We start from the raw sequence: 24,974 nt of genomic DNA on the forward strand, positions 1-24,974 counted from the left end.
TTGTTATGACTGTCAGCTAAGGTTTAAAGTGATACTTATTCGTATCATCTCTTAACCAAAGCTGAGGTTAATTTAAACTTACTGCCCGGATGCACTAAGCGTGCAAAACTGACCACACCTTGGCGTGACCAGGTACGACGTAAAATTTGTAAACAAGGTTCAGTCGCCGCAATAGCCAAACGTTGCTGTAACAGCTCGTTAGCCATAATGGCTTCAACGGTATGCCGAGCTTCTGTCAGTGGCGCCACGGCCGATAAATATTCATGGGGAGTATGTATAATAAAGTCTTGTTGCAGGTAATCAGGCACAAGCTGTGGGTTAACAAAGCGCTCTTCAACTTGCAGTGGCAAGCCTTGTTCGCAATGCACTAACACCGAGTAAAATACTGGACTGCCAACCTCTAGCCCTAGGGCATTAGCCACAGCGGTCGTAGCATCGATTTGTTTCAATTCGAGCTGTTTGACACTGTATCCATGACCGCGGTCTTTTATCTCGTCGGCAATATTACGAATAGTCAGTAATGACGATTGCGATTTAAATCCTGCCACAAAAGTGCCTATGCCTTGGGTGCGCTCTAACACACCCGACTCCACCAGCTCAGTCAAGGCACGTCTTGCGGTCATGCGGCTGCAAAAAAATATCTCGGCCAATTGGTTTTCAGACGGCACGCGATCGTTCTCTTGCCATTCGCCCGTCTCAATACGCGACAAAATAAATTGTTTTATTTGGGCAAACTTTGCTTGGGCCATGTCAGCAGCTCTCGGTTTTGTAGACAATTATGTCATTGCTGTTTAAAAACACATCAGTCATCCTACCTTGTATATACAAGTTAAAACAAGTATTGTTTAGCGATTGGTTAATAACTCATTTTCAGAGGTTTTTATGTCGTGGGATCAGGTGTGGATTGATGTCAATATTGCAACCATGGACCCGAGTGTTCAACGGGCTTACGGTGCGATAACTCAAGCGGCTATCGCAGTAAAAGATAGCAAAATAGCCTGGGTTGGTCCGCGCAGTGAGCTACCTGAATTTGATGTACTGGCAACGCCGGTTTACCGAGGTAAAGGAGGCTGGATAACGCCCGGGCTTATCGATGCACACACCCACTTAGTGTTTGCCGGAAATCGCACCGATGAGTTTGAACAACGTTTACTAGGCGCAACTTATCAAGATATCGCCCGTGCTGGCGGCGGTATTATCTCGACCGTTAACGCATGTCGCGATGCAGACGATGTCGAACTGTTTGAACTGGGTCGACAACGCTTAAACGCCTTAGCCAGAGAAGGCGTCACCACGGTTGAAATTAAATCCGGCTACGGCTTAAACACCGAAACCGAGCTTAAGTTACTCCGCGTAGCACGAGAACTCGGCGAACATCACCACATTGATGTTTGCACCACGTTTTTAGGCGCTCATGCCATTCCACCTGAATATAAAGACCGTGCCAACGAGTATGTCGACTTAGTGATTAATGACATGCTCCCCGCGGTGATTGCTGAAAACCTTGCTGATGCTGTGGATGTATTTTGTGAAAATATCGCCTTTGACCTTGAGCAAACGGAGCGGATATTAATCGCAGCCAAACAAGCAGGATTACAGTTTAAACTGCATGCCGAGCAATTATCCAATATAGGCGGCAGTGCGTTAGCCGCTAAACTAGGGGCTAAGTCGGTTGATCATATTGAGTTTTTAGACGAAGCGGGGGTTAAAGCCATTAGCGAAAGCGGTACCTGCGCAACCTTGCTACCTGGGGCATTTTACTTTTTACGCGAAACCCAATTACCGCCAATTGATTTATTGCGTCAATACAAGGTGCCAATGGTGATTGCCAGCGATTTTAATCCTGGGTCATCGCCTATTTGCTCAACCTTATTAATGCTTAATATGGCCTGCACGCTATTCAAACTTACCCCTGAAGAAGCCTTACAAGGCGTAACCATTAATGCCGCTAAAGCCTTAGGCCTCGAAGCAAAAGTCGGTCACCTTGCCATAGGTATGCAAGCTGATTTTTGTTTATGGGACATTACCACCCCAGCACAACTAGCTTATGCTTATGGAGTTACCCCTTGTAAAACCGTAGTGAAAAAGGGTCAAGTGGTTGCCTTACCCAATTAAGTCATAGTACTCAATTTGTATCATTAAACTCACCCGCCACTAAAGCCAAAACACTTTGTTTATTTTATCGTCACGAGTGCTAATACGTTATCACTCGTGACCTTGTTATTGGCGTCATCTCGAAATACGGAACGAATATTATTAGTAAACGTGACAATAAAACCGTGATTTTAAGGTCAGTTTCATTTAGGCTGACTATATTAATGAACAATCGTTCAACTTGTTAATGTCAGTATCACTGACAACAACAGTGAGATGAAGACTCGATAAATTCTTTTCAACCAACATTACATTGTCAGAGGTTTTATGAAAATCCGTATTTTATTATCGCTTGCCACTGCTTTTTTTATGCTTAATACCAGTAGCGCTTTTGCTAAAGATCCAGCAAATACTGCGGTGCAACCCCCATTAACTAAGCCTAAAGTGATTATTTTTGATGTTAATGAAACCTTGTTAGATCTTGAAAATATGCGCGCCTCTGTGGGTAAAGCACTTAATGGCCGTGAAGATTTACTGCCATTATGGTTCTCAACCATGCTGCACCATTCTTTGGTTGTTTCAGCGACAGGTGATTACCAAACGTTTGGCAGTATTGGCGTTGCGTCACTGCAAATGGTCGCCGAAATCAACGGCATTGCCATCACACCAGAACAAGCTAAAACTGCGATACTAACGCCACTGCGTTCATTACCTGCTCATCCAGATGTTGCCGAAGGCTTAGCTAAATTGAAGGCCCAAGGCTACAAACTAGTGACCTTAACTAACTCCTCATTAGAAGGCGTAACCTTACAGCTTAAAAACGCTCATTTAAGCCAGTATTTTGATGCCAACTTAAGCATAGAATCTGTTGGGGTATTTAAGCCGTATTTAAAAACTTACCAATGGGCCATTAAAGATTTAGGCGTTAATGCAGATGAAGCGTTAATGGTTGCTGCACACGGCTGGGATATTGCCGGTGCAGATAAAGCCGGCTTACAAACCGCCTTTATTCGTCGCCAAGGTAAAGTGTTGTTCCCGCTAGCAGCACAACCAGATTACAAGGTACTGGATGTTATTGAACTCGCCAGCATATTGGCTAAATTTAACTAAATATTTCGGTCTAAATATAAGTCTCAGTCTAAATAAAAGTCGAAAAAAACATCGCCCAGCATTTTGCTGGGCGATTGATAAAACCAGCATCTATCTCCAACAGCATTAACGCTGCGCATCAAAATCAGCTTAAATCCTATTCTTGCTTAGTGACAGCTCTTGCCATTAACTATTATTTAACATTTAATAAGTGCTGAATAAATAGTCGCATGAAAAGGGATAATAAGATGAAAAAAGGGTATTTAGCGCTATCGGTTGCATTAGGTTTTGCAGGGTTAAGCGCCAGCAGCATGGCACAGACAACCTTGGTGCATCACGTTAATGGCTACACACTGGTTAATGGAAAATTACAGACCTTTAATGCGATTCAATTTACCGATGATAAAATTGATCGACTATTTACCTTAAACCAAACCTTACCGACAGCGACAGATATCACCTCAATTGATGGCCAAGGTAAAACCTTACTCCCAGGCTTAATCGATGCCCACGGTCATGTGCTGGGTTACGGATTGAGTTTATTAACCGCCGATTTAACCAATACCAGTAGCGAGCAAGATGCCGTTGCACGCGCACAAGCATTCAACAGCAAAAATCCAACCGATGGCTGGTTAATGGGCCGCGGCTGGAACCAAGAATTATGGGATAGTAAGCAGTTTCCGAATAAAGAAAGCCTAGATAAAGCCTTTAGCGCTAATCCAGTGTCATTTGGCAGAGTCGATGGTCATGCTATTTGGGTTAACAGCAAGGCGTTAGCACTCGCGGGCATTTCGTCAACCACAGTGGCACCAGAAGGCGGTGAAATTGTTAAAGACGACCAAGGTAATCCTACTGGTGTGCTTATCGATAATGCGATGAGCTTAGTGTTTAACGTCATCCCTGAACTTAACCCGCAACAACTTGAATCGACTTTAATCCTAGCGATGGACAGTTTGGCGTCATATGGACTCACCAGCGTTCACGACGCTGGGATCAGCATTAACAACATCAACGCCTATCAGCAATTAGCCGCAAAAAAGGCCATGAGCTTGCGCGTCAATGGCATGTTGTCGGTAGAAGCCCCCCGCTTTGATAGCATATTAAAACAAGGTTTTATCACCACGGCTGACGACATGTTTAAAGTCGATAGCGTAAAAATCTCTGCCGACGGCGCGCTTGGCAGCCGCGGCGCCGCATTGATAAAAGAATACTCAGATCAGCCAGGCCATAACGGTCTACTGCTTTATTCAGACGAGCAATTAGGTAAACTTATTTTACAGTCGATGAAAGCCGGATTTCAGGTCAACACCCACGCCATTGGCGACAACGCCAACCAAGTGGTACTCGATAAATACCAAACCGCCATTGCAGCAACAGACTCAAAAGCATTGCGTCACCGCATTGAACACGCACAAGTTCTCGATTTAGCCGATATACCGCGTTTTTCTAAACTTGGGGTGATTGCCTCTATTCAAGCAACCCATGCCACCAGCGATAAGAACATGGCTGAAAACCGCTTAGGCAAAGCCCGCCTAGCCGGAGCTTATGCGTGGCGCAAACTGTTAAACGCCAACGCCGTCATCGCCAATGGTTCCGACTTCCCCATCGAATCTCCCAATCCATTTTTCGGTTTGCATGCCTCCGTAACTCGCCAAGATCATATAAACAAACCACTGGGCGGCTGGCTCGCCACTGAAAAACTCTCACGCATTGAAGCATTCAAAAGCTTCACCATCGACGCCGCCTACGCAGGCCATCAAGAGAAGCTCTTAGGCACATTAGAACCCGGCAAAAAAGCAGACTTTATTTTGGTCGAAGATGATTACTTTGCAATAAACCCACAAAAAATCTGGCAAAACAAAGTCATCGCCACCTGGGTTGATGGACGCAAAGTGTTTGCAAAAGAGTAAACAATGTTGAGCATGGCTTATTGGTAAGCAAGATAAGTGCAATGAGTCTTGAACACCTTATTAGCCCGTGTGCCAAAGTGACACCCAGATTGATTTTTGAACAATTTAAGTTCACAATACTCATGTGACATTTTGGCACAACTGGAGATTACATTATGACGACGACTTTACCTCGCATCACCGCTAGAGTTGATGTCGACACCCAAGATTTACTGGCTAAGGCAGCAGCGATCGCTGGCATGTCGAGCATTAACTCATTTGTTCTGAGTGCGGCAATCGAAAAAGCCAAACAAGTGATAGAACGTGAACAAACGCTAAAACTTAATCAAACAGATGCAATCTTGCTTATGGAAGCGCTAGACAGTCCTGCAACACCAAACTCAAAACTCAACGAGGCTGCTGAACGTTACGAAAGCAAAACCCAATCATGAATACGGTACTGCTTGATAAAGCTAAACACGATAGAAACCGATTTAACTGTGGTATTGAAGCGCTTAATAACTACCTGAAAGTCATGGCGAGTCAGCAAGCCAAGAAAGACAACAGCAGAACTTTCGTTTTAGAAGATGATAACGATAACTCGCATATCATCGGCTTTTATACATTAACAATGACGACGATTGACTTGAAGGCTTTGCCGAATAAGCTACACAACAAGTATCAATCATCCACCTCTGGCGGCCTTATAGCCCGCTTAGCAATTGATGAGCGCTATAAAGGCCAAGGCTTTGGCGAGTGGTTACTTATTGATGCACTCCGAAAACTGTTAGCAGCGAGTGATAGCGTAGCATTCCCAGTGGTCATTGTTGACGCCAAAGTTGACGCAAAAGATGGCGCAAAACACTTCTATGAACGCTATGGATTTCAGGCCTTTCAAGACGCAGAAAACAAACTGTTCATCATAATTGCAGATGTAAGAGCAAGCTTAAACTAGTTAACCACAAGCCTTTGACATACTCACCGTAATTCGTCGAACTTACTTGGTATTGGTTTAGCTTAATTTGAATCGTCACTTCATTGTCACTAATTGCCTGCCGCAGGCTACGTGCAGATGATTAAGCGAGACGCCGCAAGCACATCCATGTGGGCTTAGCCAAAACATCCATGTTTTGGATACTCGCTGACTCATCTGCACCTGTGATTCTACTCTCTTCGATTTAACTTCATGGTTGTCTAACGGCAAGACGAAGCTCACCTTTTGACTAGCAGGAGGCTCATATATGTTAAATGGCTTGCCTGCGCACCCTTGCAATCTCATCCTTATTGCTTAGTTGTCTAATAAGAAATTCTGCCCATCGACGTGAATATAAGTAACCGTCAAAACCTTCAGAATAAGCTGCATATTCTCCTTTGAAGGTGATTACCATTTCACGAGGTCTCGCATTATAATACTTCCAACATTTAGTATGTAACGTAGGATTAAAGTCTTTTATTTTCTCTTTAACGATAGTAACAACTTTGCCTGGTTTTAACTTAAATGGAGACTCTATACCTTTAATAAAAGCTACGCCTCGCTCATAGTTTTCCATTTCATTATCATTGAGTTTATTAACGTTAATAAACTCAATAGCTAAGTCAGCTGATTTTGCATGATTTCCGAGCTTGGGGACTAAAAAAGCCCTTATTCTATATTTCTGGCTTTCCAATACGTCATCAGATAAATCGTTTTTATATGTTTCCATGTACTCACGCACAACACGGTAATTTTCGGTTTGAAATTGTTTTAAAGCATCGAGTTGAGCTTGTTCTGAAGTTCGGGTTAATTGCATAGCAATCGCTAACCTAGCCATTAATGCATGACTATCACCAAACTCTTCAACTAGAAGATTCTCAAAATTATTAAGTGCAGATTGGCATTCACCGCTAGTTGCGAGATCAACTGCTGGTAAACTTCTATGTTCAATCTTATTTCTGAGTCCAATAAGAAAATTTAAATTTTTGGTTTCAGGGTTATCCTCGCCACGCCAATATTCGTTACAGCAACGATACAACTCCCATGCTTTTTCTTCACCATCAATTATTATTGGATTTCCTTCTTCATCAAGATGAAAATAATTTTGTTCTTTTTTCTCAAAAATAGCATGAAACAAAGCTGTGTAAGCAATGACGATATTAACTATAAAGCCATATGTTTTAAATTCCGTATAAGGATTGTTGTACGTCGATACAGCCAGTAAAGCGAACTCTCTAGCTTTGTGAAGCAAAATACTTTTTGGCGAAAGGTTGTTTGGATCTTGCAAATTTTGTGAATGTATAAGACTAAATTCAGCCTTGCTTAAATAGATGAGCCCCGTAGAAGTATATTGGCTACCGTCTCTTTGAACGAATTGGTGCCATCTTTTAGTTGGATATGTTTGACAACTACTTATTGCCCAGCCTGATGCCTCTGCCAATTCAGTCATTGTGAAAGCTTCTCCAGCTTTCTCCTTAGCGAGCATAAACTCAAATGCTAGCTCTACTCTTTGATTCCGATTCAACGCAATACTCCATGAGTTATTTTAAAGCTGATTAATTAATTTCATCCTACATTTGCTATCTCTTTGGTGTAAAGCAATTAAATCTATTCACGTTGCCTTTACATGTAGACTGCTTAAGACAACCGACAAAATAATGCGTGAGCAGACTTAAACCATCAGGATTCAATCACATTGAGGGCGTTGAAGAAAATGACGTGAGCTGGCCATGGACGGCCAGCTAGCTTTCGAGGGGAAGGGACGCCCCATCGGAAGCGTTAGCATTTTCGAATAAGGCCGAAGCAGGATTCAAATGAAGTTAAAAGCTGGATCAATTTCCGTCGCGACCTTTTCGCTGTTTGAAAATGTTGCCGGAACGGCAGGGGTGATCCAAGAGGGGATTGCTGTTGATCCCCTTTTGGCCAGTGCAGGGTGGAACCTTGCGATCTTAATTCAAACGAAGTTTGAAAAAGCTGGTGTGGGCGAAGCGCCACGACCTTAGTGGCCGCAGGCCATAAAAATAAGAATAAGAATAAGAATATAGCTGAGATAGCAGCAAAAAATTGACCATGTCATCACAACCTAAGTGGTGACATAGCCAGAACAAATGCTGAATAAACGAATTAAGCTTGAGAAATCTGCTGGTAAAGCTTGTCTTTGAGTACTGTTCGGTCAAGCTTAGCTTGATGCATAAAGTCATCGCTTGTTGGAGAGTTTCGTAACTCCAGCTTACGAATTTCAGTATCTAATTTATGATACTGCTTCGCATCTTCTACAAACTCGGTATCACTCGCGGTTAACAATAAAATCTTATTTTGATACTCAGGAAAATCAACTAATAGCGCATGGCTTTCACCTAACATACCTCTCTCCTTTTCATGTCAATGTCTAGTTAAGTTAGACCATATTTAAACGTCATCGTCAAATTTACCCCCACATTTTTCAATAAAATGGACATAAAAACTGCAACAACGTAACCGTTATAACTGTTAGGATGTCGTCATATTCCTACTTGAATGCCGCGATTAACTTAATGAGTAATCAATGAAAAAACTTTTCCATGTCTTAATTATAAGCCTGCTCGCCACCGCTTGCTCCGACTCTACCACCGCGGACAATAACTCAAACGCAGCAAGCTCCCAAACAGATAGCTCAGCCACCAAGCTCAGTCTTAAGCAGCAAGTAAAATCGATCACTAAAGACTATTTCCTACTAAGACCCGAAATTGCCACCTACTATGGCGTGAGTGATGCCAGTATCGATGCCAATGTCATGTCTAAACTCACCGACTACAGCCCTAGAGGTGAAACCCATCGCCGCCAAGGCCTTAAAGCAATACTAGGCCAGCTCAACGATATTGATGCAGCAAGCTTAAGTTCATCCGATAAAATCAGCTTAAACGCGATAACCTCGGAAGTAAAAGGTGCATTATTACCCACTCAAATTGTTAATTATGGCAATGTTCTGGGCGAGTATGGGGTGTGGTTTCTCCCTTATGCGGTTAACCACTTATCGGGTTTGCAAATTGAGTTCCCCGGCTATATGGAAGACAAGTTTGCGGTGACCAATACGGCCGAAGCCAATGCCTATTTAACTCGTTTGAACATTTACCCTGCTGCTATGGGCACTCTGGTTGACAAACTCAACCACGACGTTGCCATGGGCGTCATTCCACCAGACTTTGTTATTGATAATACTCTACGCGGCTTAAGATCACAGATCAGTGGCCCAGCAAAGATGCATCCTTTAGTCACCAGCTTTAACGCTAAACTTAACGCCGCCAAAATGGCAGATAGCGCTGCTTTGGTAAGCTCTGCCGCCGAATTAGTCGATACCAAATACTATGCCGCCACCCGTCAACTTATTATGGCATTAGAAGCCGTGCGCCCAAAAGCGACCCATGACGCCGGAATAGGTCGTTTACCCCAAGGCGCTAAACTGTATAAGGCACTTATTCAGCATTTAGGTAACTCAAACAGAACCGCTGATGATATTCATCAACTAGGGTTAACTGAAGTGGCGCGGATCAGCACCGAAATGGACGGATTACTTAAAGAAGTCGGTTATGTTGACGGCACCGTGGGTGAACGCATGCAAGTGCTACTCAACGACCCGCAGTACCTTTACCCCAACACGCCTGAAGGTAAACAACAGCTGATGGCAGATATTGATGCTGACCTAGCCTTAGTTAACGCAAAATTACCAGACTGGTTTGGCCTATTACCCAATCAAGATGTGGCTATTGCAGCCGTACCAGCCAGCCGCGCAGCCTCTACTAGCGGCGCGTTTTACGATGCACCCTCACAAGACGGTTCGCGCAAAGGCACCTTCTGGATCAGCTTGTATGACACCGCATCACTTCCCTCTTATTCATTGCAAACCTTGACCTACCACGAAACCAATCCAGGTCATCATTTACAAACCATAATTGGCTTATCTGATGAACTCCCCCTGATGAGCACAGTCTTTTACTCTAATGCCGCTGGTGAAGGTTGGGCCTTATACGCCGAGCGTTTAGCTGCCGAAATGGGCATTTACGCTAATGACCCTATCGATAACATTGGTCGCCTCCAATCTGAACTGCATCGTGCAGTTCGGTTAGTGGTTGATACTGGTATGCATGCCAAAGGTTGGAGCCGCGAGCAAGCCATTGATTATGCTATTGCTACCGAAGGCATTCATTTGTCTGAAGCCACTGGCGAGATTGAACGTTACGCCGTCTGGCCAGGCCAAGCACTAGGCTATAAGTTGGGAGAATTAAAGATTCTCGAACTCCGCAAAAAAGCCAAACAAGTGTTAGGAGACAAGTTTGATATTAAAGTGTTCCACGATCGTCTACTTGAAAATGGCGCTTTGCCACTTGATTTAATGGAGCAAAAAATCAATCAGTGGTTAGCCAGCGAAACTGCTGCGTAATCAACCTCAACTCGAAATAATAAGCCTCAGCTCAGAATAATATTGTTTGAGCAGGTTAGACAATAAAGCCACAGGACGAATACTCGTGCTGTGGCTTTATTGTCATTTATCTTTTTTCTAGTTTGGTCTAGTTTGGTTTAGCTTGGTTTTGACACGCTTGGTTTGAAATGCTTAATTTTGAAACGCTGCTAGTTGCTTAGTGTATTTATTTTGATAGAACGGATGGTCGGTACTCGCTAACGCTTGTTGTTCAGCTTCGATAGCCTCACTCATTTTACCTGTAGCAGCATAAACACTGGCTAACTCATGGTAGGCCGAATGCGCTTTAGGGTAGGCTTTCAGCGTATCTTGATAAACCCCGATCGCTTGCTCTGGCGCTGCTTTAACTAAGCTATTACCTAAGGCTAACAGTGAATCAATTGCTGGCACATCAAAGCCATAAACCTCATCAGATAAGCGTTTATAATAGGCTATAATTGCTTGAGACCCCTGTTGCGATATCTCTGAATCAGCCGCTAAAACAGTGTGAACATCATTAAATATCATCTCTATGCCCAACGCCGTCGCCAAGATAGGTTGAGTCATATAATAGCTGCCGTCAAAACGCTTTATTTGATAGTTCAATTTACTGTTGGCATTGGTTTGAATCATATCTTCCAGCTTAGCAAACGAATCAAGCTGCCTTTGCTCAAAGTCGCTATCACTGGTGCTAACAAATAGAAATCTTGGTTTGCCTTGCATGTTTTTGAGCTTTTTAGGCGCATCATTTAGCACATAAGCAAAGTCTGTTGATAACACTGGGCTGGCAGCAATATAGGCATTAAATAAGCTAGGACGATTAATTAAGCTGAATAGCACTAAACCTGCATTACCAGTAAAGCCGTTAAAAATACGAAAGCCATTGGTGCGATAGCGTTTATCAATTGCGGGCAGTAAATCTTGCTCAAAAAAGTCCAGTAGTCCTTGATCGCCTTGTTGCTCAATGGCACGCTGTTTTAACTTCCCCAAGCCTTGGTGGCCGTCGGGCGCGGTAACAATAATGGTTTCTAACCACGGCCAGCCACCATTATGGCTCATCCAGTCGTGCATGCCCGCTAAATACAAATGGCTACGTGGATGTAAGTCAAATAACACCACGTAACGCTTATCGGTTTGCTTGGTATAACTGTTTGGTAAGGTCACCAAAAAATCGGCTTGCTGGCTAAATAATGCGGACTTCACACTTAGTATTTCAGTAGTCTGCAGTGGCAATATTTCTGTGGAAGACACTACACCTATGTGAAAAAAACTTAATAATAACGTGCATATAGACAGGCTTTGAGCCCATAATCTCGACCATTTTAAATAACGTTTTATCCCTATTGTAAGCATGGTTTCTTCCTTGTGAAACGTGACAGTTAAGTTATCCCTGAAGCTACCAGACCACATCACTCAAGGCAATTTAGCATTACCTAAACCCAGCTCACATCTTGTACTAATAGTCAGCTAACAAGAATGTTATATCATCAATAGCACTAGGGGCTGTTGATCTTTCACATTGGCAGCCAAATTATAGAGCAAGCTAGAGCCAGCAGGCTTTCAAAATTAATTTTCAATTTATCATAGCGGGTAGCTATCGCTCTAAAATGCTTGAGCCGAGCAAAAGCATTTTCAACTAAATGCCGATATTTGTATAAACACCAATCGATATCGCCATTTCCTTGCTTCGAATTTTGTCTTCTAGGGATCACTGGCTTTGAACCACATTCACGCACTTTATCTCTAATCGCTTCACTGTCGTAGCCTTTGTCTGCAATAATAAAATGACTTTGTGGCAATAGTTCAATAAGGGCATTAGCTGCTTTGCTATCATGAACTTCTCCACCTGTAACAATGAATTCTATCGGTAAACCATAGCTATCTACCGCGAGATGGATTTTGCTTGTATTACCACCACGACTTAACCCAATTGCTTGATTTTCATCAGATGATGCACCTGAACTGTGTTGATGGGCTTTTACATAACTTCCATCAATAAATTCCCATTCAGTATCACTATTAGTCGATAATGTTTTGAACAGCCTAAGTAAAATACCTTTTCTTGACCACAGTAAAAATCGACGGTAAATGGTATTCCATAAGCCAAAATATTCAGGTAAATCTCGCCAAGGGCAGCCAACACGCAATCGGTAAAGGATACCTTCCATCGTAAATCGATGCTCTTGCTTGTTATAAACTCTATCATCAAGCAGAATAGCTTTTAGCTTCGACCACATCTCATCAGTGAGCATTAATCGGGGCATGGTAATCTCGTTGTATTTGTTTTTGGCGAAGTGAATTATACGAGATTACCTTCTTCGCACAAAATTCAAACAAAGATCAACAGCCCCTAGCCTTAATCGCCAATAAAGCATAGGATCATCATTAAGTTAATTAATTGTTTTGGAGTAACAAATCTTATGAGTATTAGAGCTATCATCGTTGATACCGCCGGTACCACTACCGATCTTAACTTTATTCAGGATGTGTTATTTCCTTACTCAAGAAAGGGTATGGCTGATTTTCTTGAGCAAAATCAACATAACGTATTAGTTGATTATTGCATTAGCGATGTTAAAGATATCGCCCTAGAACCAGATGCATCACTCGAACGAGTTATCGAGATTTTACAACAATGGATTGACGAAGACCGTAAAGTTACGCCACTGAAAACCCTGCAAGGACTCATCTGGAAACAGGGTTATAACCGCGTTGAGTTTACCGGTCATATTTATCCAGACTTTATTGACAGCATTGAACGGATTAAAGATAAAGGCATTCGTATATATAGCTTTTCATCTGCCTCAGCTGAAGCGCAAAAACTGCTTTTTAGCCATACTAACTCAGGTGATTTAACCCATTATTTCAATGGCCATTTTGATACCCGTACAGGTAATAAATTAGACAAACAAGCCTACTGCAATATTTGCAATACGATTAGCTTGAAGCCAAAACAGATCTTATTTGTATCTGATGTAGCAGAAGAACTCAAAGCCGCAGAAGCTGCAGGCATGATCACGTGCCAAATGATCCGTTTTGCCGACCAACGTCAAGCAAAGTGCAAAAAAATCAGTAGCTTTAGTGAATTATCCTTCGATTAATGCTTTTTCATTAGCGATAAAAAAACGACCTTTTTAGGTCGTTTTTTTTATTCACCTCGTCTGCTAAAGAGGAAAAGCAGGAGAAATGCATTTTTTTACTTCAAAATGATAGCCATACTCTGCCTTTATATCAGGTGTTATCTCGAGGATTTCGTAATCATTCAGCTCGACCACATGCGACTGAGGTAACTTTTTACAACGCGATTTAACATTAGCTTCCAACTGAAACGCAAACAACGCAATCGCTTTACGTACGCCGGTAAAGTACTGGCTACGTAAATGATTATAAGGCTGCTTGGCTATCTCATCTATTGCAGCTAATTCTTGTTCGTGAACTATCTCATCAGCCGTCATGACCATTGGAGATTCATCGGCTTCTTTCTCAACGGACGGGGCTTTCACTATGGTAAAGACATCGTCATCGAATTCGGTTTCTGCTTCGACTAACGTCACCATTTGCGGATCGTCTAAGGCCTTTTCAAACTGACCATACAAATCCATCAGCATGGCTAAGTGGTACAACAACACCGCTGCTAGAATAACCCGCACCCAAAAGGTACAGCGATGAAAATGCAGATGGTTAATTAACCGAAAGTTTTTTACCCCCAATGGACGCAGCAAAAAAGAAACGGTGAACATTAATGGGAAAATCAACTGTAACATTAGCAACACAATGCAGCTCATTACCACGCTCCATGCGGGTAAATAGAGCAAAATGGCAAAGTTATGGGTGTAATTAAAATTGCTGGCGGCCACGCCCACCACATCATTGACGACTGAACTTGAGCTAGCCAAGGCAAAGTTGGCCACGATGGCGTAAAACAATAACAACACCGCTTTGCCCGCCAAACTGTGCCACATACGTTCAAACAAATGCCAGAATTCAATCGACATGGCTATCACACTGATCATTGCGACCCACACCACCGAATCGGTGGTAAACAATAATACTATCGCCACAAAATATAGCTTTTGCGGCAAACTCAGTTGATTTTGTAAAACGGCAATGCGTGCCGATAACACCGCTTCACATGACGATAGCCATGAACGTGACTGAGTTAAAAAAGCCAGCTTTTGCAAAGTTAAATCCTCATAAGTGTAATGACCTGTATGTCGGTATTATCTGCTTAAATTGACTCTTGTTGATCACCTGTATGGCTGATAGATTAACGCTGCTCATTTAAACAAGCGTTTAATTTATAATCCATAACAGAGAACCGCCATGAATGACTTTTTAGCACAACACTCTATTAGCACTGATATTCAAGTAGCATGGGGTGACATGGATGCACTGCAACACGTTAATAACTCGGTGTATTTTAAGTACTTTGAAACAGCTCGTCTCGATTTTTTTAATCAAATCAACCTACTTGGCGATCTTAAATCCACTGGTGTTGGCCCAGTACTTAGTGAAACCAATGCCCGCTTTAAGCGCCCAGTGACCTTTCCTGACTCAATCGTTGTCGGAGTCAAGATAAGTGATATTCATAAAGAGCGCTTTGTCATGCATTACACCGTGTTCAGCAAGGCACAACAAGCCGTTACTACCATCGGCTGGGCTAAAGTGGTTATGTTTAACTTTAAAACTGGCAAAAAATCTGAGTTAACCCCAGAATTACTTCAAGCCCTAAAACAACATGAATAGCGATATGAAGATCAATATGAACAACAGCACATACAACTCCTGCCCGAGCAACATCGTTTTGTGGTCGTCACCCAAGGTGTTGAAGCCATGCTTGAATATCACCTAGATGATCAAAATATCGATTTTTACCGTGCCTTGGTACCGCTAACATTACGCCGCCAAGGTATTGCCGAAAAATCAGTTCGCACTGGGCTGGCATGGGCTAAAACAGAAGGTCTTAACATCAGTACCCGCTGTAGTTATGTGGTCAATTTTTTGCGCTGACACCTTAAACTACACCGGTTAATGCTGCCAATTGCTGACGCACATGTTCAGCAAGCGGCTGACTTTTTTCTGTTTGGTAATTGTAGTGCACCATGGTCGTAGTTGCTTCGGCAGTTTTTTTACCCTGCTGCCAGCAGCTTTGCAATACATCAAAGCTGCTATTACCTAAACGGCTAATGTGGGTTTTTATCGTCACTTCCTCGCCGTAATAAGTGGGCGCACTAAAAGCAATGGTAAAGCCGGCAATAATCATATTCCACGTAGTTAAATCTTGGCCTGGATGAACGATTTCAAAAATCGGCTCGCGCGCGGCTTCAAACCACACCGGGATCACTGTGTTGTTAATATGCCCTAATGCGTCGGTTTCACAAAAACGCGGTTTCAAAATCATGCTAAATTGGGTATCTGCCACAAAAATTCCTTTATTATTATGTTGAGTCCATTGACGTTTTGCTCGATGAACAAACGCCATTAACTCATTCTAACGACACATCTCACTCGAGGTCATTAAAAAAGTCTTTATTGCGAAGGAATTATGGGGGGTATGTTAGGGGAGAAAACAGTAATCATCTTAAAAAATTAAATAAAATTATTTTATCGGTTGGGTATCGTGCCCATCTATAATGGCCAAAATCAACTAAACAGGCACAAATGTCATCAAATCTCGGCTTAAAATATTGTCACTCTAAAGCCAAACAATTAGAACTTATTTCCATGTTTAGCTCTTTCTGCAGCGATTTCAGCACGAACCTCCTTAATGTCTTCTAAGGCATCAAACTGATACTCTACAAAACTTTGATAGTATTTACTCTGTAACAAGTAGAGTGACATGAGCAAAAAAACAACGGCTAACAGATATGCATAAATAAATGTTACCTTTTCTACGATTAAAAACACTGTTGGCAAAAATATAATAAATAAAATACAGAAATACCATTGTAAGACTTTTACGGCGAAGAAAGATCCTCTCACAACTGCAAAGTTCACACCGCTGAAAATAATGGTAGTAGTGAATAAATACATCAACACATGCTCTATTTTTATCTCGAAATAAAAATCAAAAATGAGCAGATTTAACAGTGCGATGGAAAGTATCATGGATAGTGTCGCAGCTAAAAAAGCCGCTATGGACTTCATAGGTGGAAATAATCCGACAATATCGTCATCACTTTTCTTTTTAGTTTGTCTTTTCATCAATCAGCTAGCTCTTCATATATCCCAATAGCCATTGTTCCAATTGTTCCATTGAATAGGCTACCAGAAATGCTCATTGAAGCTCCAACGGCATCCATTAAATGTAAACGAAATGCATGGGTAATTTGTTTACCTGTATATTTTTTTATGTTGCCTTTTCGAGCCATAGATTTTATTAATTTACCTGAAGCACCAGGTAAATTAAGACGGGTAATTTCACGATTTAATCTCTTTTTTTCAGCACGGGATAACCCTTTTAAGATTTCATAGGTATTCTTACTTGTACCCAACTGCATCATTTTTATTGCTTTTATTGTACCTAAAGCAGCAGCCCCAGCACCTGCAAGTGATACTAAATCCACAGCTGAAGTGGCATTTTGATACCATTCTTGTGAGTCTAAATTATCATTTTTTTCAGGATTTTCATACGCATTATATGATCGCATCGCACCATTAATACATTGAACAAGACCAGCAGTTGCGCCTGCTCCAGCTAAATACGTTATCGCACTACTTGTCCCGCCGGTTAATGGAATAGCAGCCATACTACCAATTACAACCATCCACCCAAGCGCAGCAGTCCCACAACTCCAAGCAGCATTTCCCAATTCACCAACCAAGTTCGATTCACGGATATTACCCTGGCTACCTTTTAAATGGGAGGCAAACTCGGCCTGACTCATTAATTGAGGAGGCTCCCTTAGCACAATTTTAATAGGATTTAGTTGGCAAACAGGTTCGAATTTTCTTAATTCAATAATGTTATATTTGCTATCAATATAAACGATTCCTGCACCCGCAAGCCCCGGTATAGCATCAATTTTTTTGAACAGCGTTTTTGTATCGATATTAGCTAGCACTTTTTGGCTAAATTGATTGTCATAAAACGACTGAGTGTTAGATCTAAAAACAGGCTTTCCATTTACCGTGATAATTTCCATAGTTCCCTCTACGTTGCCTAATTTTAAAATAGGGTATTGTACCGCTACTGGAAATACAGGCAATTATCACTAAGTATTACTAAAAAGGACGCTAATGCGTCCTTTAGTATAAAGATTGATGGTTAATTACTTCCCATACATGGCATTAATTTCATTATGGTATTTACTGTAGATCATTTTACGGCGCAGCTTTAATGTGGGGGTGATTAAGCCGGCTTCCATTGAAAAGGCTTCATGTAATAGGGTGAATTTTTTAATTTTTTCAAAACCGGCCAATTCATGTTGTAACTCTTTTAAGCGCTGCTCAAAATGAGCGACCACTTGTGAATGACGCAACAAATCAATCGGATTTTCAACATAAATACCTTGGGCATGGGCCCAAGATTCTAGGGCGGAAAAGGCTGGCACAATAAGCGCTGACACGTAATTACGCGCATCGGCAATAATGGCCACCTGCTCAATAAACGGGCAACACCCCACTTTACCTTCAACCCGCTGTGGGGCAATGTATTTGCCGTTAGAAGTTTTCATCAGTTCTTTAATGCGATCGGTCATAAACAGATTACCCTGCTCATCAATGCGGCCAGCATCGCCGGTTTTTAACCAGCCGTCTTCAAAGGCTTCAGCAGTATCTTCGGGGCGATTGTAATAACCGCGCATTACCGTGTCGCCACGCACTAGAATTTCATCGTCTTTGCCTAGCTTTATTTCCATGCCATCTAGTGGTTGACCGTTCGATCCCGGCACGCGATTGTCTAAGGTGTTACAGGTTACCGTGGCACTGGTTTCTGTCATGCCATAACCACATAACACTGGCACACTAATGCTGTGAAAAAAGTCGCCGACATTAACGTCTAACGCCGCGCCGCCCACTGGCATAAACTTCAAACGGCCACCCAACACTTGCTGCAGTTTGCGGTAAACCAGCTTGTTGGCCAGTTTCCACTGGGCACTTAACCATAAACTACCTGACGCTCGACCTTGGCTGACTTCAAATTGGCGTTTGCCTACTTTAATCGCCCAAGCAAATAGCGCTTGTCGAGCTTTAGGGGCTTGGCCCACTTTATCGTGCACTGCACTGTATATTTTTTCTAAAAATCGCGGCACCACACATAAGGTATGTGGTTTAACCGCAACAAGGGCTTCTTTAATGCGGTTAGTATCATTTAAATACACATTGTGACCGCCACGACACAGTACGTACATGGTCCAACCACGTTCAAATACATGGCTTAACGGTAAAAAAGCTAATGACACATCACCAGGGGTAAACGCTAATTTACTGTCATGTTGGTTGATCATTGAAGCAAAATTACGGTAGTCCAGCATCACACCTTTAGGATTACCCGTGGTGCCCGAGGTGTAGATCAGCGTGAATAAGTCATTTAAATCTGCCGCGTCGAGTCTGGCTGCTAACTCTTGTGCAATGCTTGGATTAAATTGGGTTGTAAGCAAGTGATCAAAATAAACATGATTATCGCTATTTAGGCTCACGTTCGCGTCAAACACCACAATATGCTTTACGCAGTCTGCTTGTGCGGCAACGGCACATGCCATGTCATATTGTTGTTGGTTACCGGCAAAAATTAATTTTGCTTGGGCATCATTAACAATGAATGCGGCTTGATCTATGGTGCTGGTTGGATACACAGGCACCACCACATTGCGGGCTTTAAGTGCACCAATATCAGCACACGTCCACTGTGGGCAGTTTTGAGCTAAAATCACCACTTTATCTTGCACTTGTAAACCAAACTTAATTAACAACTGTGCCACTGAGTCTGTGACAGTATTGAATGCATTCCAGGTCACAGTATGCCACGGCGCGGGCATATCAAAGCCTTCAAGCGCAATGTTATTAGTTAATAACTGGCTCTGCTGTTGCATGAGTCGTACGACATGGTATTGATCTAGTGACATATTACAGTGCCCTCTTAGCTTACAAGTGTTCCGCTTTTCTATTCTACCTTAAGCCACTAAAAATCATATGAGTTTTTGCTCTATTTTTGAGCTTGAAGTCACGTTCATACTAAAAATTGACAACTTATTAAGCTGTGGTGATGCCATTTTTCCACAATTTTCGCTTACCTCTGGCTAGGGCTCCAACACCTATGGCGAGCAATGGGATGTCGATAAACAATACCCTAACCGCTCTAGCAACGGGTTCGCCTTGGGTATCCACCAGCACACGTTGACCTTTTTTTGATCAAGGCAACATGGCTAGCAACGCGCGCTAAGTCTGAGGTGATACCCAATAAAAATATCACGGCAGCCCCGAATTAAGCACAAGATCAAATAAGTCGTTTATAAGCTGGCGTCTGGCAGCGGGGTCAAGACTCGGGATGGGCTCATCGAGTAATTATAAGTGGGGCGATACGCCATTGTCATAGTTAATGTCATAGTTAATGCCATAGTTAATGCCATTGATTGACACTGAGCAACAGACAATTTTTGCATCGTTTGAGTGACATCTAAATCAAAATAAAAATCAAAATATTTCAGTCAATCTTGTTCGAGTGTTCTATCCCAGTTAAGGTTGGAGTTTAGGTGTAGTTTTTACGTTTATCTATGATGAAACCTTCATAGCCAAAAGGCTGTTGCGGCAAATAATTAATGTGTTCTTTTGCTTATATTGACAGGGCTGTAGGTGTTTAATCGAGAGTTAAAATATCCTCGGTCTCAATACCAACAAGGCCTAAGACACAGCGCATAAAGGGTCGACTGACCGGCACCATTTTAACCGAATAATCTGACCACAGTGCAAGGGTGAAGTGTCATCGACAGATCAACCAACACAGTGTTACCGCGGTAGATTTGTCTTTGGTGGCAAAGAGTTTGCTCACATGATTAACAGTAAAACGGGCTGTTGTTCAAGTTCCATTGTCGACTTCCTTGAGGGTGTTGTTAACAAAATCGACTTAATTACCGCTGTTTTTATTCCAAAATTGTTCCAATAAAATCTGTAACTGGTCATAATCGACCCCTAATTGTCGCGCTTGCTCAACCAATGCGGTTAATTGCGGTGCCAACAAACTACCGCCAGAGGTATTATTAGCTGGCGTTCTTGCGGCAATCCGCGATGGCTGACCACGACGGCGTTCAATCCAGCCTTGCTCAGCAAGTTGCTGCATTGCTCGCGATACTGTCATTGGGTTTACCGCTAAATGCTCGGCAAGATGGCGCACCGAAGGCAGAATCTCTTCAGGGTGCAACTGCCCGCCGACAATTAAGCGCACGATTTGATCGTGCAACTGTCGATAGATGGGTTCACCACTGTTAGGGTTAACATTTAATAATTCTAGCATTCGCCTTTAACAACCGTATTAACGCATTGATACACTCATACACTAAATGCTAAGGTAGCATAATCGCCATGAAATGCAAAAAGGAAACATTCCGATGATCAACAGGAAGTTTGTCAACACCGCCTTGGCTCAACCGGTTAGCCGCTCAGGGTTATGCCAATCGGCAACACTTACCAGCCGTTGGCTCGCGGTGGCCATTGTTATTTTATTCGCCAACTATAGCTATGCCGACACACAGGAAGCCAATGAGACTGCGCCCGCTAAAACTACAGCTTGTTACTTAGACGGTTTAGACGAGCAATTACAATGCGGTAAAATGAGTGTGCCAGAAAACCCCAAACAACCTGACGGTAAGCAAATCGACATTCATTTTGCGATTTTGCCGGCGATTAAAAACACTTATCCGGATGAAGCTTTACTCGCCATAGCGGGTGGGCCAGGCCAATCGGCTATCGAAAATGCCGCCAGCTTTAATCGTATGTTGTCAAAAGTCCGCCAGCAGCGTGATATTTTACTCATCGACCAACGCGGTACAGGCCAATCGAACATACTATCTTGTGACGATGACACCACAGCAATACTCAGTATGAATGATGATGATATGGATATCATTGCTATGACTGAAAAGTGCCTAGCTCAAATTGATGCCGACGTGACTCAATACGGCAGTAACTCAGCGTTAAAAGACTTCGAAGCGGTACGCCAATTTTTAGGTTATCAAAAACTGCATCTCTATGGCATTTCATATGGTTCACGCATGGCACAGCTTTATATGCGTCATTATCCAGAAGCCTTATTAACAGTGACATTAGATGGTGTGGTGCCAATGCAACAGAGTGTTGTCGCGATTGGTAGTTCAATAGAGCGTGGCTTAAATGTGTTATGGCGTGACTGTAAAAGTACACCGGCTTGCCAGCAACAGTTTCCTGATTTGGCAGATGAATACAATAAAGTCGACCAGCTGTTGGCTAGCGCACCGATTAATCAGCAGGTGCGCGATCCACAAACTAATCAACTTAGCGACTTTCTACTCACCCGCGGTAAGTTTTCTGGTGCTATTCGGATGGCAATGTACATGGCCAATATTCGCGCACTACTCCCCCATGCTATTCATCAAGCGGCACAAGGTAATTATCAATCGATATTAGGCATTTACGCGTTAACCATCGACAGCACAGGTATTGCCATGGGCATGCATGCATCGGTAGTTTGCGGCGAAGACATTCACCGCATTAGCGAACAAATGCGTAAAGATGCCAAAGAGTCGTACATTAGTAGCAGCATGTTAGATGGGTTAGAAAAAACCTGCCAAGCTTGGCCGATGCCAACGGTTGACGATAGCTTTAGCGAGCCCATCCACAGTGACATACCAACCCTACTCTTGTCTGGTGAACTAGATCCCGCCACGCCACCCAATTGGGGCGCCTTAGCGCAAGAGAAACTCACTCAGTCAAAGCACTTGATTGCCCCCTACGCGACTCACGGGGTGGCTGGTCAAAGCTGTGGTAATGATTTAGTCGCCCAATTAGTTGATCAAGGTTCGGTAAAAGACCTCGATGGCGCATGTTTACAAAAAGACGTACGTCGCAGCTTTTACCTCAACGCCAATACTGTAGAAGCACTGCCGGTTACCGACAACCCAGCCGACATCGAAACCAATCTCGACACAACGGCGCCAGCGAATATCGCTACAGATAAGGAATAGTCATGATTACTGTTGCAAACTTAACCAAAAAGATTGGCGATATTCAGGCATTAGATGATTTAAGTTTTAGCGCCGAAAATGGTCAGATCACCGGCTTACTCGGCCCAAATGGCGCCGGTAAAACCACCTGTTTACGCACCTTGTTTGGATTGCTCAAACCCGATTCAGGCACTGCCACGGTAAATGATATTGATGTAGCCGATGATCCGATTGGAGCCAAGAAGCAGTTGGGTTTATTCCCCGACCCTTTTGGTTTGTACGAGCGCCTTACCCCACGGGAATACATTAGCTTTTTTGCCGAACTGAGCGGTATGTCGCGTAAACAAGCTAAACAAGCCACCGCAAATGTCATTGCACAATTGAAGCTTGAAGACATTAGCGACCGTCGCTGCAAGGGCTTTTCCCAAGGTCAACGGATGAAAACCGCCTTAGCACAAGCGATTGTACATAGACCAAGTAACATTATTTTAGATGAGCCGACTCGTGGACTCGATGTGATGAACACCCGCCTATTGCGCGATATCTTGCTACAACTCAAAGCCGAAGGGCATTGTGTACTGTTTTCAAGCCATGTAATGCAAGAAGTCGCCGCCTTGTGTGACCGCGTCATCGTGATGGCTAATGGTAAAGTGATCGCCATGGGCAGCCCTGACGAACTGTGTCAGCAAACCGGCAAAGACTCACTAGAAGATGCATTTATCGAACTTATCGGTACTGACGAAGGAATTGCAGCTTAATGAAAATGATACTCGCAATGGTGCGCAAAGAACTCGTCGATGCCGCACGTGACAAGCGTTCGGTAATGGCTGGGCTGTATTACGCCATTGGCACCCCGCTGCTCATGTGTGGCATGTTTATGGTGTTAATTGGTCAACTGTCTAGCCCAGAAGATTTAAACATCAATATAAACAACGCAGATAATGCACCCGATTTAGTACGCTACTTAAGCAATAACGGCATTAACCATGGTGAAGGCGAAGACGCCAACAAAATCACCTTAACCATTAGCGACGATTACGCCACCAACATGGCCAAAGCCAAACAAGCTGAAGTGTTATTAATCGCCGATAATTCAGATGAGAAGCTGCAAAAGTCTATCCGCCGACTAGAACGTCAGCTGCAAACTTATAGCGCCGAAATGGGTAGCATACGGCTAATTGCACGAGGTATTAATCCACGTATTACCCAACCACTCAAAATCAATGTCGAAGACCAAGCCACCCCAGATTCTAAAGGCGGGATGATTTTAGGCATTGCCATTTTCACCATGATGTATTCGGTGTTCATCTCGGGCATGAACCTTGCTATCGACACCAGTGCCGGCGAGCGTGAGCGTAATTCACTGGCACTATTACTCAGCCACCCAATGAGCACCCGCCAATTAGTGATAAGTAAAATCATTGCCGTAAGCTGCTTTGCGTTACTTGGCTTAATCCTGATTTTATTAGTCTCTAAAGTGGCGTACGCCTTTGTCCCGTGGCAAGAAATAGGCTTTACCGTCAATATTACCCAAGACTTTATGGGCTTAATGTTCATTGTAGGGATCCCGGTTGCCTTGATGGCCGCAACCTTACAACTGTATGTGTCGTTTATGGCTAAAACCTTTAAAGAGGCGCAGTCATATTTAACCATGGTGCTGTTTGTGCCACTGGCACTATCAATTGCAGCCAGTTACAACATCGCCCCAGATGTATTGCAGTGGTTACCCGTATCGGGCCAGCAACAAGCCTTAATGGACTTTATCAAAGGTCGTGAAATTCCGATGCTGCAGCTAATTATTTCATCAATCACCACGCTGATCATTGCCATTGCATTAGCCGCAGGTTTAGAAAAGTCGCTTAAAAGTGAAAAAGTCGTCTTTGGCTTATAAGAGTTGGTTTATATCGATGTGATCCCAGCCTTGACGGCTTGAGATAAGGCTGGCTGATTTACCCGTAATCATTAACAAGGATGGTTTAACAGGGAATATTAACAACCAATAATGACGGACAACGCTATCGCGATTATCTGTTGGCATTCGTTGTTATTGTCGGCACGACAGCATCTGAAATGTCTAAACACTATTTAGAGCATAAACAACAAACTGACACCGGCAGCGTTGCTGAGCTTAAAATCCAAAACCAAGCGCTGACTGAGCGAGTGCCAGAGTGAGTGAAACGCGTTAGCGACAATGGCGTTAAGCTGAAGCAGCCGTTTAAACAGTTGTAGTGTTTGCACTAAAGTCCAGACACCTAACTACACAGGGAGGGTTGTCGGCTATTTCTGTTGGCTAATAGCATTCATTTGAAGTCAATAAATAGCTGATAAATAAACTATTAACCAAATTTTTAATCAATTAA

At 43.0% G+C, this 24,974-nt stretch carries 26 protein-coding genes; 14 read left to right on the forward strand and 12 right to left on the reverse strand.

The window, feature by feature from the left end:
* Nucleotides 1–44 precede the first annotated feature (44 nt).
* Nucleotides 45–749 (reverse strand): histidine utilization repressor, encoded by a 705-nt coding sequence (gene hutC / locus EGC80_RS04465; RefSeq protein WP_101033367.1) that lies wholly within the window; start codon nt 747–749, stop codon nt 45–47.
* Nucleotides 750–882: 133 nt separating this feature from the next.
* Here hutC and hutI point away from each other — a divergent pair, with 133 nt between their 5' ends.
* The 5 genes from hutI (at nt 883) to EGC80_RS04490 (ending at nt 6,027) form a co-directional block, all read left to right on the forward strand.
* Nucleotides 883–2,115, forward strand: a complete 1,233-nt coding sequence (gene hutI / locus EGC80_RS04470; RefSeq protein ID WP_124012863.1) for an imidazolonepropionase — start codon at nt 883–885, stop codon at nt 2,113–2,115.
* Between the two features lie 312 nt (nt 2,116–2,427).
* Nucleotides 2,428–3,204, forward strand: coding sequence for a haloacid dehalogenase type II (locus EGC80_RS04475; RefSeq protein WP_372491509.1), 777 nt, complete (start codon nt 2,428–2,430; stop codon nt 3,202–3,204).
* Between the two features lie 227 nt (nt 3,205–3,431).
* Complete coding sequence (locus EGC80_RS04480; protein ID WP_124012865.1) at nt 3,432–5,093, forward strand: amidohydrolase; 1,662 nt, start codon at nt 3,432–3,434, stop codon at nt 5,091–5,093.
* Between the two features lie 155 nt (nt 5,094–5,248).
* Entirely contained in the window at nt 5,249–5,524 is a 276-nt protein-coding gene (locus EGC80_RS04485) for a type II toxin-antitoxin system TacA family antitoxin (RefSeq protein WP_124012866.1), read from the forward strand.
* Nucleotides 5,518–6,027, forward strand: a complete 510-nt coding sequence (locus EGC80_RS04490; protein ID WP_124012867.1) for a GNAT family N-acetyltransferase — start codon at nt 5,518–5,520, stop codon at nt 6,025–6,027. The genes EGC80_RS04485 and EGC80_RS04490 overlap by 7 nt, the downstream gene beginning before the upstream one ends.
* 289 nt (nt 6,028–6,316) lie before the next feature.
* Here the strand turns inward: EGC80_RS04490 and EGC80_RS04495 are convergent, their stop codons facing one another.
* Complete coding sequence (locus EGC80_RS04495) at nt 6,317–7,570, reverse strand: DUF3644 domain-containing protein (RefSeq protein WP_124012868.1); 1,254 nt, start codon at nt 7,568–7,570, stop codon at nt 6,317–6,319.
* A 289-nt stretch (nt 7,571–7,859) separates the two neighbouring features.
* Here EGC80_RS04495 and EGC80_RS04500 point away from each other — a divergent pair, with 289 nt between their 5' ends.
* Complete coding sequence (locus tag EGC80_RS04500) at nt 7,860–8,048, forward strand: hypothetical protein (RefSeq protein WP_124012869.1); 189 nt, start codon at nt 7,860–7,862, stop codon at nt 8,046–8,048.
* 121 nt (nt 8,049–8,169) lie between these two features.
* On the opposite strand, the gene EGC80_RS04505 is transcribed toward EGC80_RS04500, so the two are convergent.
* Complete coding sequence (locus tag EGC80_RS04505) at nt 8,170–8,409, reverse strand: YdcH family protein (RefSeq protein WP_101033374.1); 240 nt, start codon at nt 8,407–8,409, stop codon at nt 8,170–8,172.
* A gap of 181 nt (nt 8,410–8,590) precedes the next feature.
* Here EGC80_RS04505 and EGC80_RS04510 point away from each other — a divergent pair, with 181 nt between their 5' ends.
* Nucleotides 8,591–10,462: a DUF885 domain-containing protein gene (locus EGC80_RS04510; RefSeq protein WP_124012870.1), complete on the forward strand. Its 1,872-nt coding sequence runs from the start codon at nt 8,591–8,593 to the stop codon at nt 10,460–10,462.
* A 171-nt stretch (nt 10,463–10,633) separates the two neighbouring features.
* On the opposite strand, the gene EGC80_RS04515 is transcribed toward EGC80_RS04510, so the two are convergent.
* Together EGC80_RS04515 and EGC80_RS04520 are read right to left on the reverse strand one after the other, a co-directional pair.
* Nucleotides 10,634–11,731: an alpha/beta hydrolase-fold protein gene (locus EGC80_RS04515; protein WP_407695563.1), complete on the reverse strand. Its 1,098-nt coding sequence runs from the start codon at nt 11,729–11,731 to the stop codon at nt 10,634–10,636.
* Between the two features lie 263 nt (nt 11,732–11,994).
* A complete protein-coding gene (locus EGC80_RS04520; RefSeq protein ID WP_124011573.1) occupies nt 11,995–12,744 on the reverse strand; it encodes an IS5 family transposase in 750 nt (249 codons plus the stop codon).
* Between the two features lie 156 nt (nt 12,745–12,900).
* Here EGC80_RS04520 and mtnC point away from each other — a divergent pair, with 156 nt between their 5' ends.
* Nucleotides 12,901–13,581: an acireductone synthase gene (gene mtnC / locus EGC80_RS04525; protein WP_124012872.1), complete on the forward strand. Its 681-nt coding sequence runs from the start codon at nt 12,901–12,903 to the stop codon at nt 13,579–13,581.
* 63 nt (nt 13,582–13,644) lie between these two features.
* Here mtnC and EGC80_RS04530 read toward each other — a convergent pair whose 3' ends face one another.
* A complete protein-coding gene (locus tag EGC80_RS04530) occupies nt 13,645–14,661 on the reverse strand; it encodes a hypothetical protein (RefSeq protein WP_124012873.1) in 1,017 nt (338 codons plus the stop codon).
* Nucleotides 14,662–14,803: 142 nt separating this feature from the next.
* Here EGC80_RS04530 and EGC80_RS04535 point away from each other — a divergent pair, with 142 nt between their 5' ends.
* Nucleotides 14,804–15,226: an acyl-CoA thioesterase gene (locus EGC80_RS04535; protein ID WP_101033379.1), complete on the forward strand. Its 423-nt coding sequence runs from the start codon at nt 14,804–14,806 to the stop codon at nt 15,224–15,226.
* Between the two features lie 60 nt (nt 15,227–15,286).
* Complete coding sequence (locus EGC80_RS04540) at nt 15,287–15,490, forward strand: N-acetyltransferase (protein ID WP_267898632.1); 204 nt, start codon at nt 15,287–15,289, stop codon at nt 15,488–15,490.
* 4 nt (nt 15,491–15,494) lie between these two features.
* Here the strand turns inward: EGC80_RS04540 and EGC80_RS04545 are convergent, their stop codons facing one another.
* The 6 genes from EGC80_RS04545 to EGC80_RS04565 all read right to left on the reverse strand — a co-directional run bounded on the left by EGC80_RS04545 (nt 15,495) and on the right by EGC80_RS04565 (nt 20,930).
* On the reverse strand, nt 15,495–15,881 hold the full coding sequence (locus EGC80_RS04545; RefSeq protein ID WP_372491486.1) for an acyl-CoA thioesterase: 387 nt from the start codon (nt 15,879–15,881) through the stop codon (nt 15,495–15,497).
* Nucleotides 15,882–16,189: 308 nt separating this feature from the next.
* On the reverse strand, nt 16,190–16,684 hold the full coding sequence (locus EGC80_RS04550) for a hypothetical protein (RefSeq protein ID WP_124012876.1): 495 nt from the start codon (nt 16,682–16,684) through the stop codon (nt 16,190–16,192).
* A complete protein-coding gene (locus EGC80_RS04555; RefSeq protein ID WP_124012877.1) occupies nt 16,684–17,625 on the reverse strand; it encodes a hypothetical protein in 942 nt (313 codons plus the stop codon). The genes EGC80_RS04550 and EGC80_RS04555 overlap by 1 nt, the downstream gene beginning before the upstream one ends.
* A gap of 126 nt (nt 17,626–17,751) precedes the next feature.
* Nucleotides 17,752–19,545: an AMP-dependent synthetase/ligase gene (locus EGC80_RS04560; protein WP_124012878.1), complete on the reverse strand. Its 1,794-nt coding sequence runs from the start codon at nt 19,543–19,545 to the stop codon at nt 17,752–17,754.
* Between the two features lie 127 nt (nt 19,546–19,672).
* Nucleotides 19,673–19,813, reverse strand: coding sequence for a hypothetical protein (locus EGC80_RS22360; protein WP_157822234.1), 141 nt, complete (start codon nt 19,811–19,813; stop codon nt 19,673–19,675).
* Nucleotides 19,814–20,543: 730 nt separating this feature from the next.
* Entirely contained in the window at nt 20,544–20,930 is a 387-nt protein-coding gene (locus tag EGC80_RS04565) for a GntR family transcriptional regulator (protein WP_124012879.1), read from the reverse strand.
* A gap of 94 nt (nt 20,931–21,024) precedes the next feature.
* On the opposite strand from EGC80_RS04565, the gene EGC80_RS04570 reads away from it, so the two are divergent.
* The 4 genes from EGC80_RS04570 (at nt 21,025) to EGC80_RS22365 (ending at nt 24,786) form a co-directional block, all read left to right on the forward strand.
* Nucleotides 21,025–22,635 (forward strand): alpha/beta hydrolase, encoded by a 1,611-nt coding sequence (locus tag EGC80_RS04570; RefSeq protein ID WP_124012880.1) that lies wholly within the window; start codon nt 21,025–21,027, stop codon nt 22,633–22,635.
* 2 nt (nt 22,636–22,637) lie between these two features.
* Nucleotides 22,638–23,372 (forward strand): ABC transporter ATP-binding protein, encoded by a 735-nt coding sequence (locus EGC80_RS04575; RefSeq protein ID WP_101033385.1) that lies wholly within the window; start codon nt 22,638–22,640, stop codon nt 23,370–23,372.
* Nucleotides 23,372–24,505 (forward strand): ABC transporter permease, encoded by a 1,134-nt coding sequence (locus EGC80_RS04580; RefSeq protein ID WP_124012881.1) that lies wholly within the window; start codon nt 23,372–23,374, stop codon nt 24,503–24,505. Before EGC80_RS04575 ends, EGC80_RS04580 begins: the two co-directional genes overlap by 1 nt.
* Before the next feature lie 140 nt (nt 24,506–24,645).
* Nucleotides 24,646–24,786, forward strand: a complete 141-nt coding sequence (locus tag EGC80_RS22365; protein WP_164839420.1) for a hypothetical protein — start codon at nt 24,646–24,648, stop codon at nt 24,784–24,786.
* The last annotated feature ends 188 nt before the right edge of the window (nt 24,787–24,974 follow it).

Source organism: Shewanella psychromarinicola, assembly GCF_003855155.1.
GTDB classification, from domain to species: Bacteria; Pseudomonadota; Gammaproteobacteria; order Enterobacterales; family Shewanellaceae; genus Shewanella; species Shewanella psychromarinicola.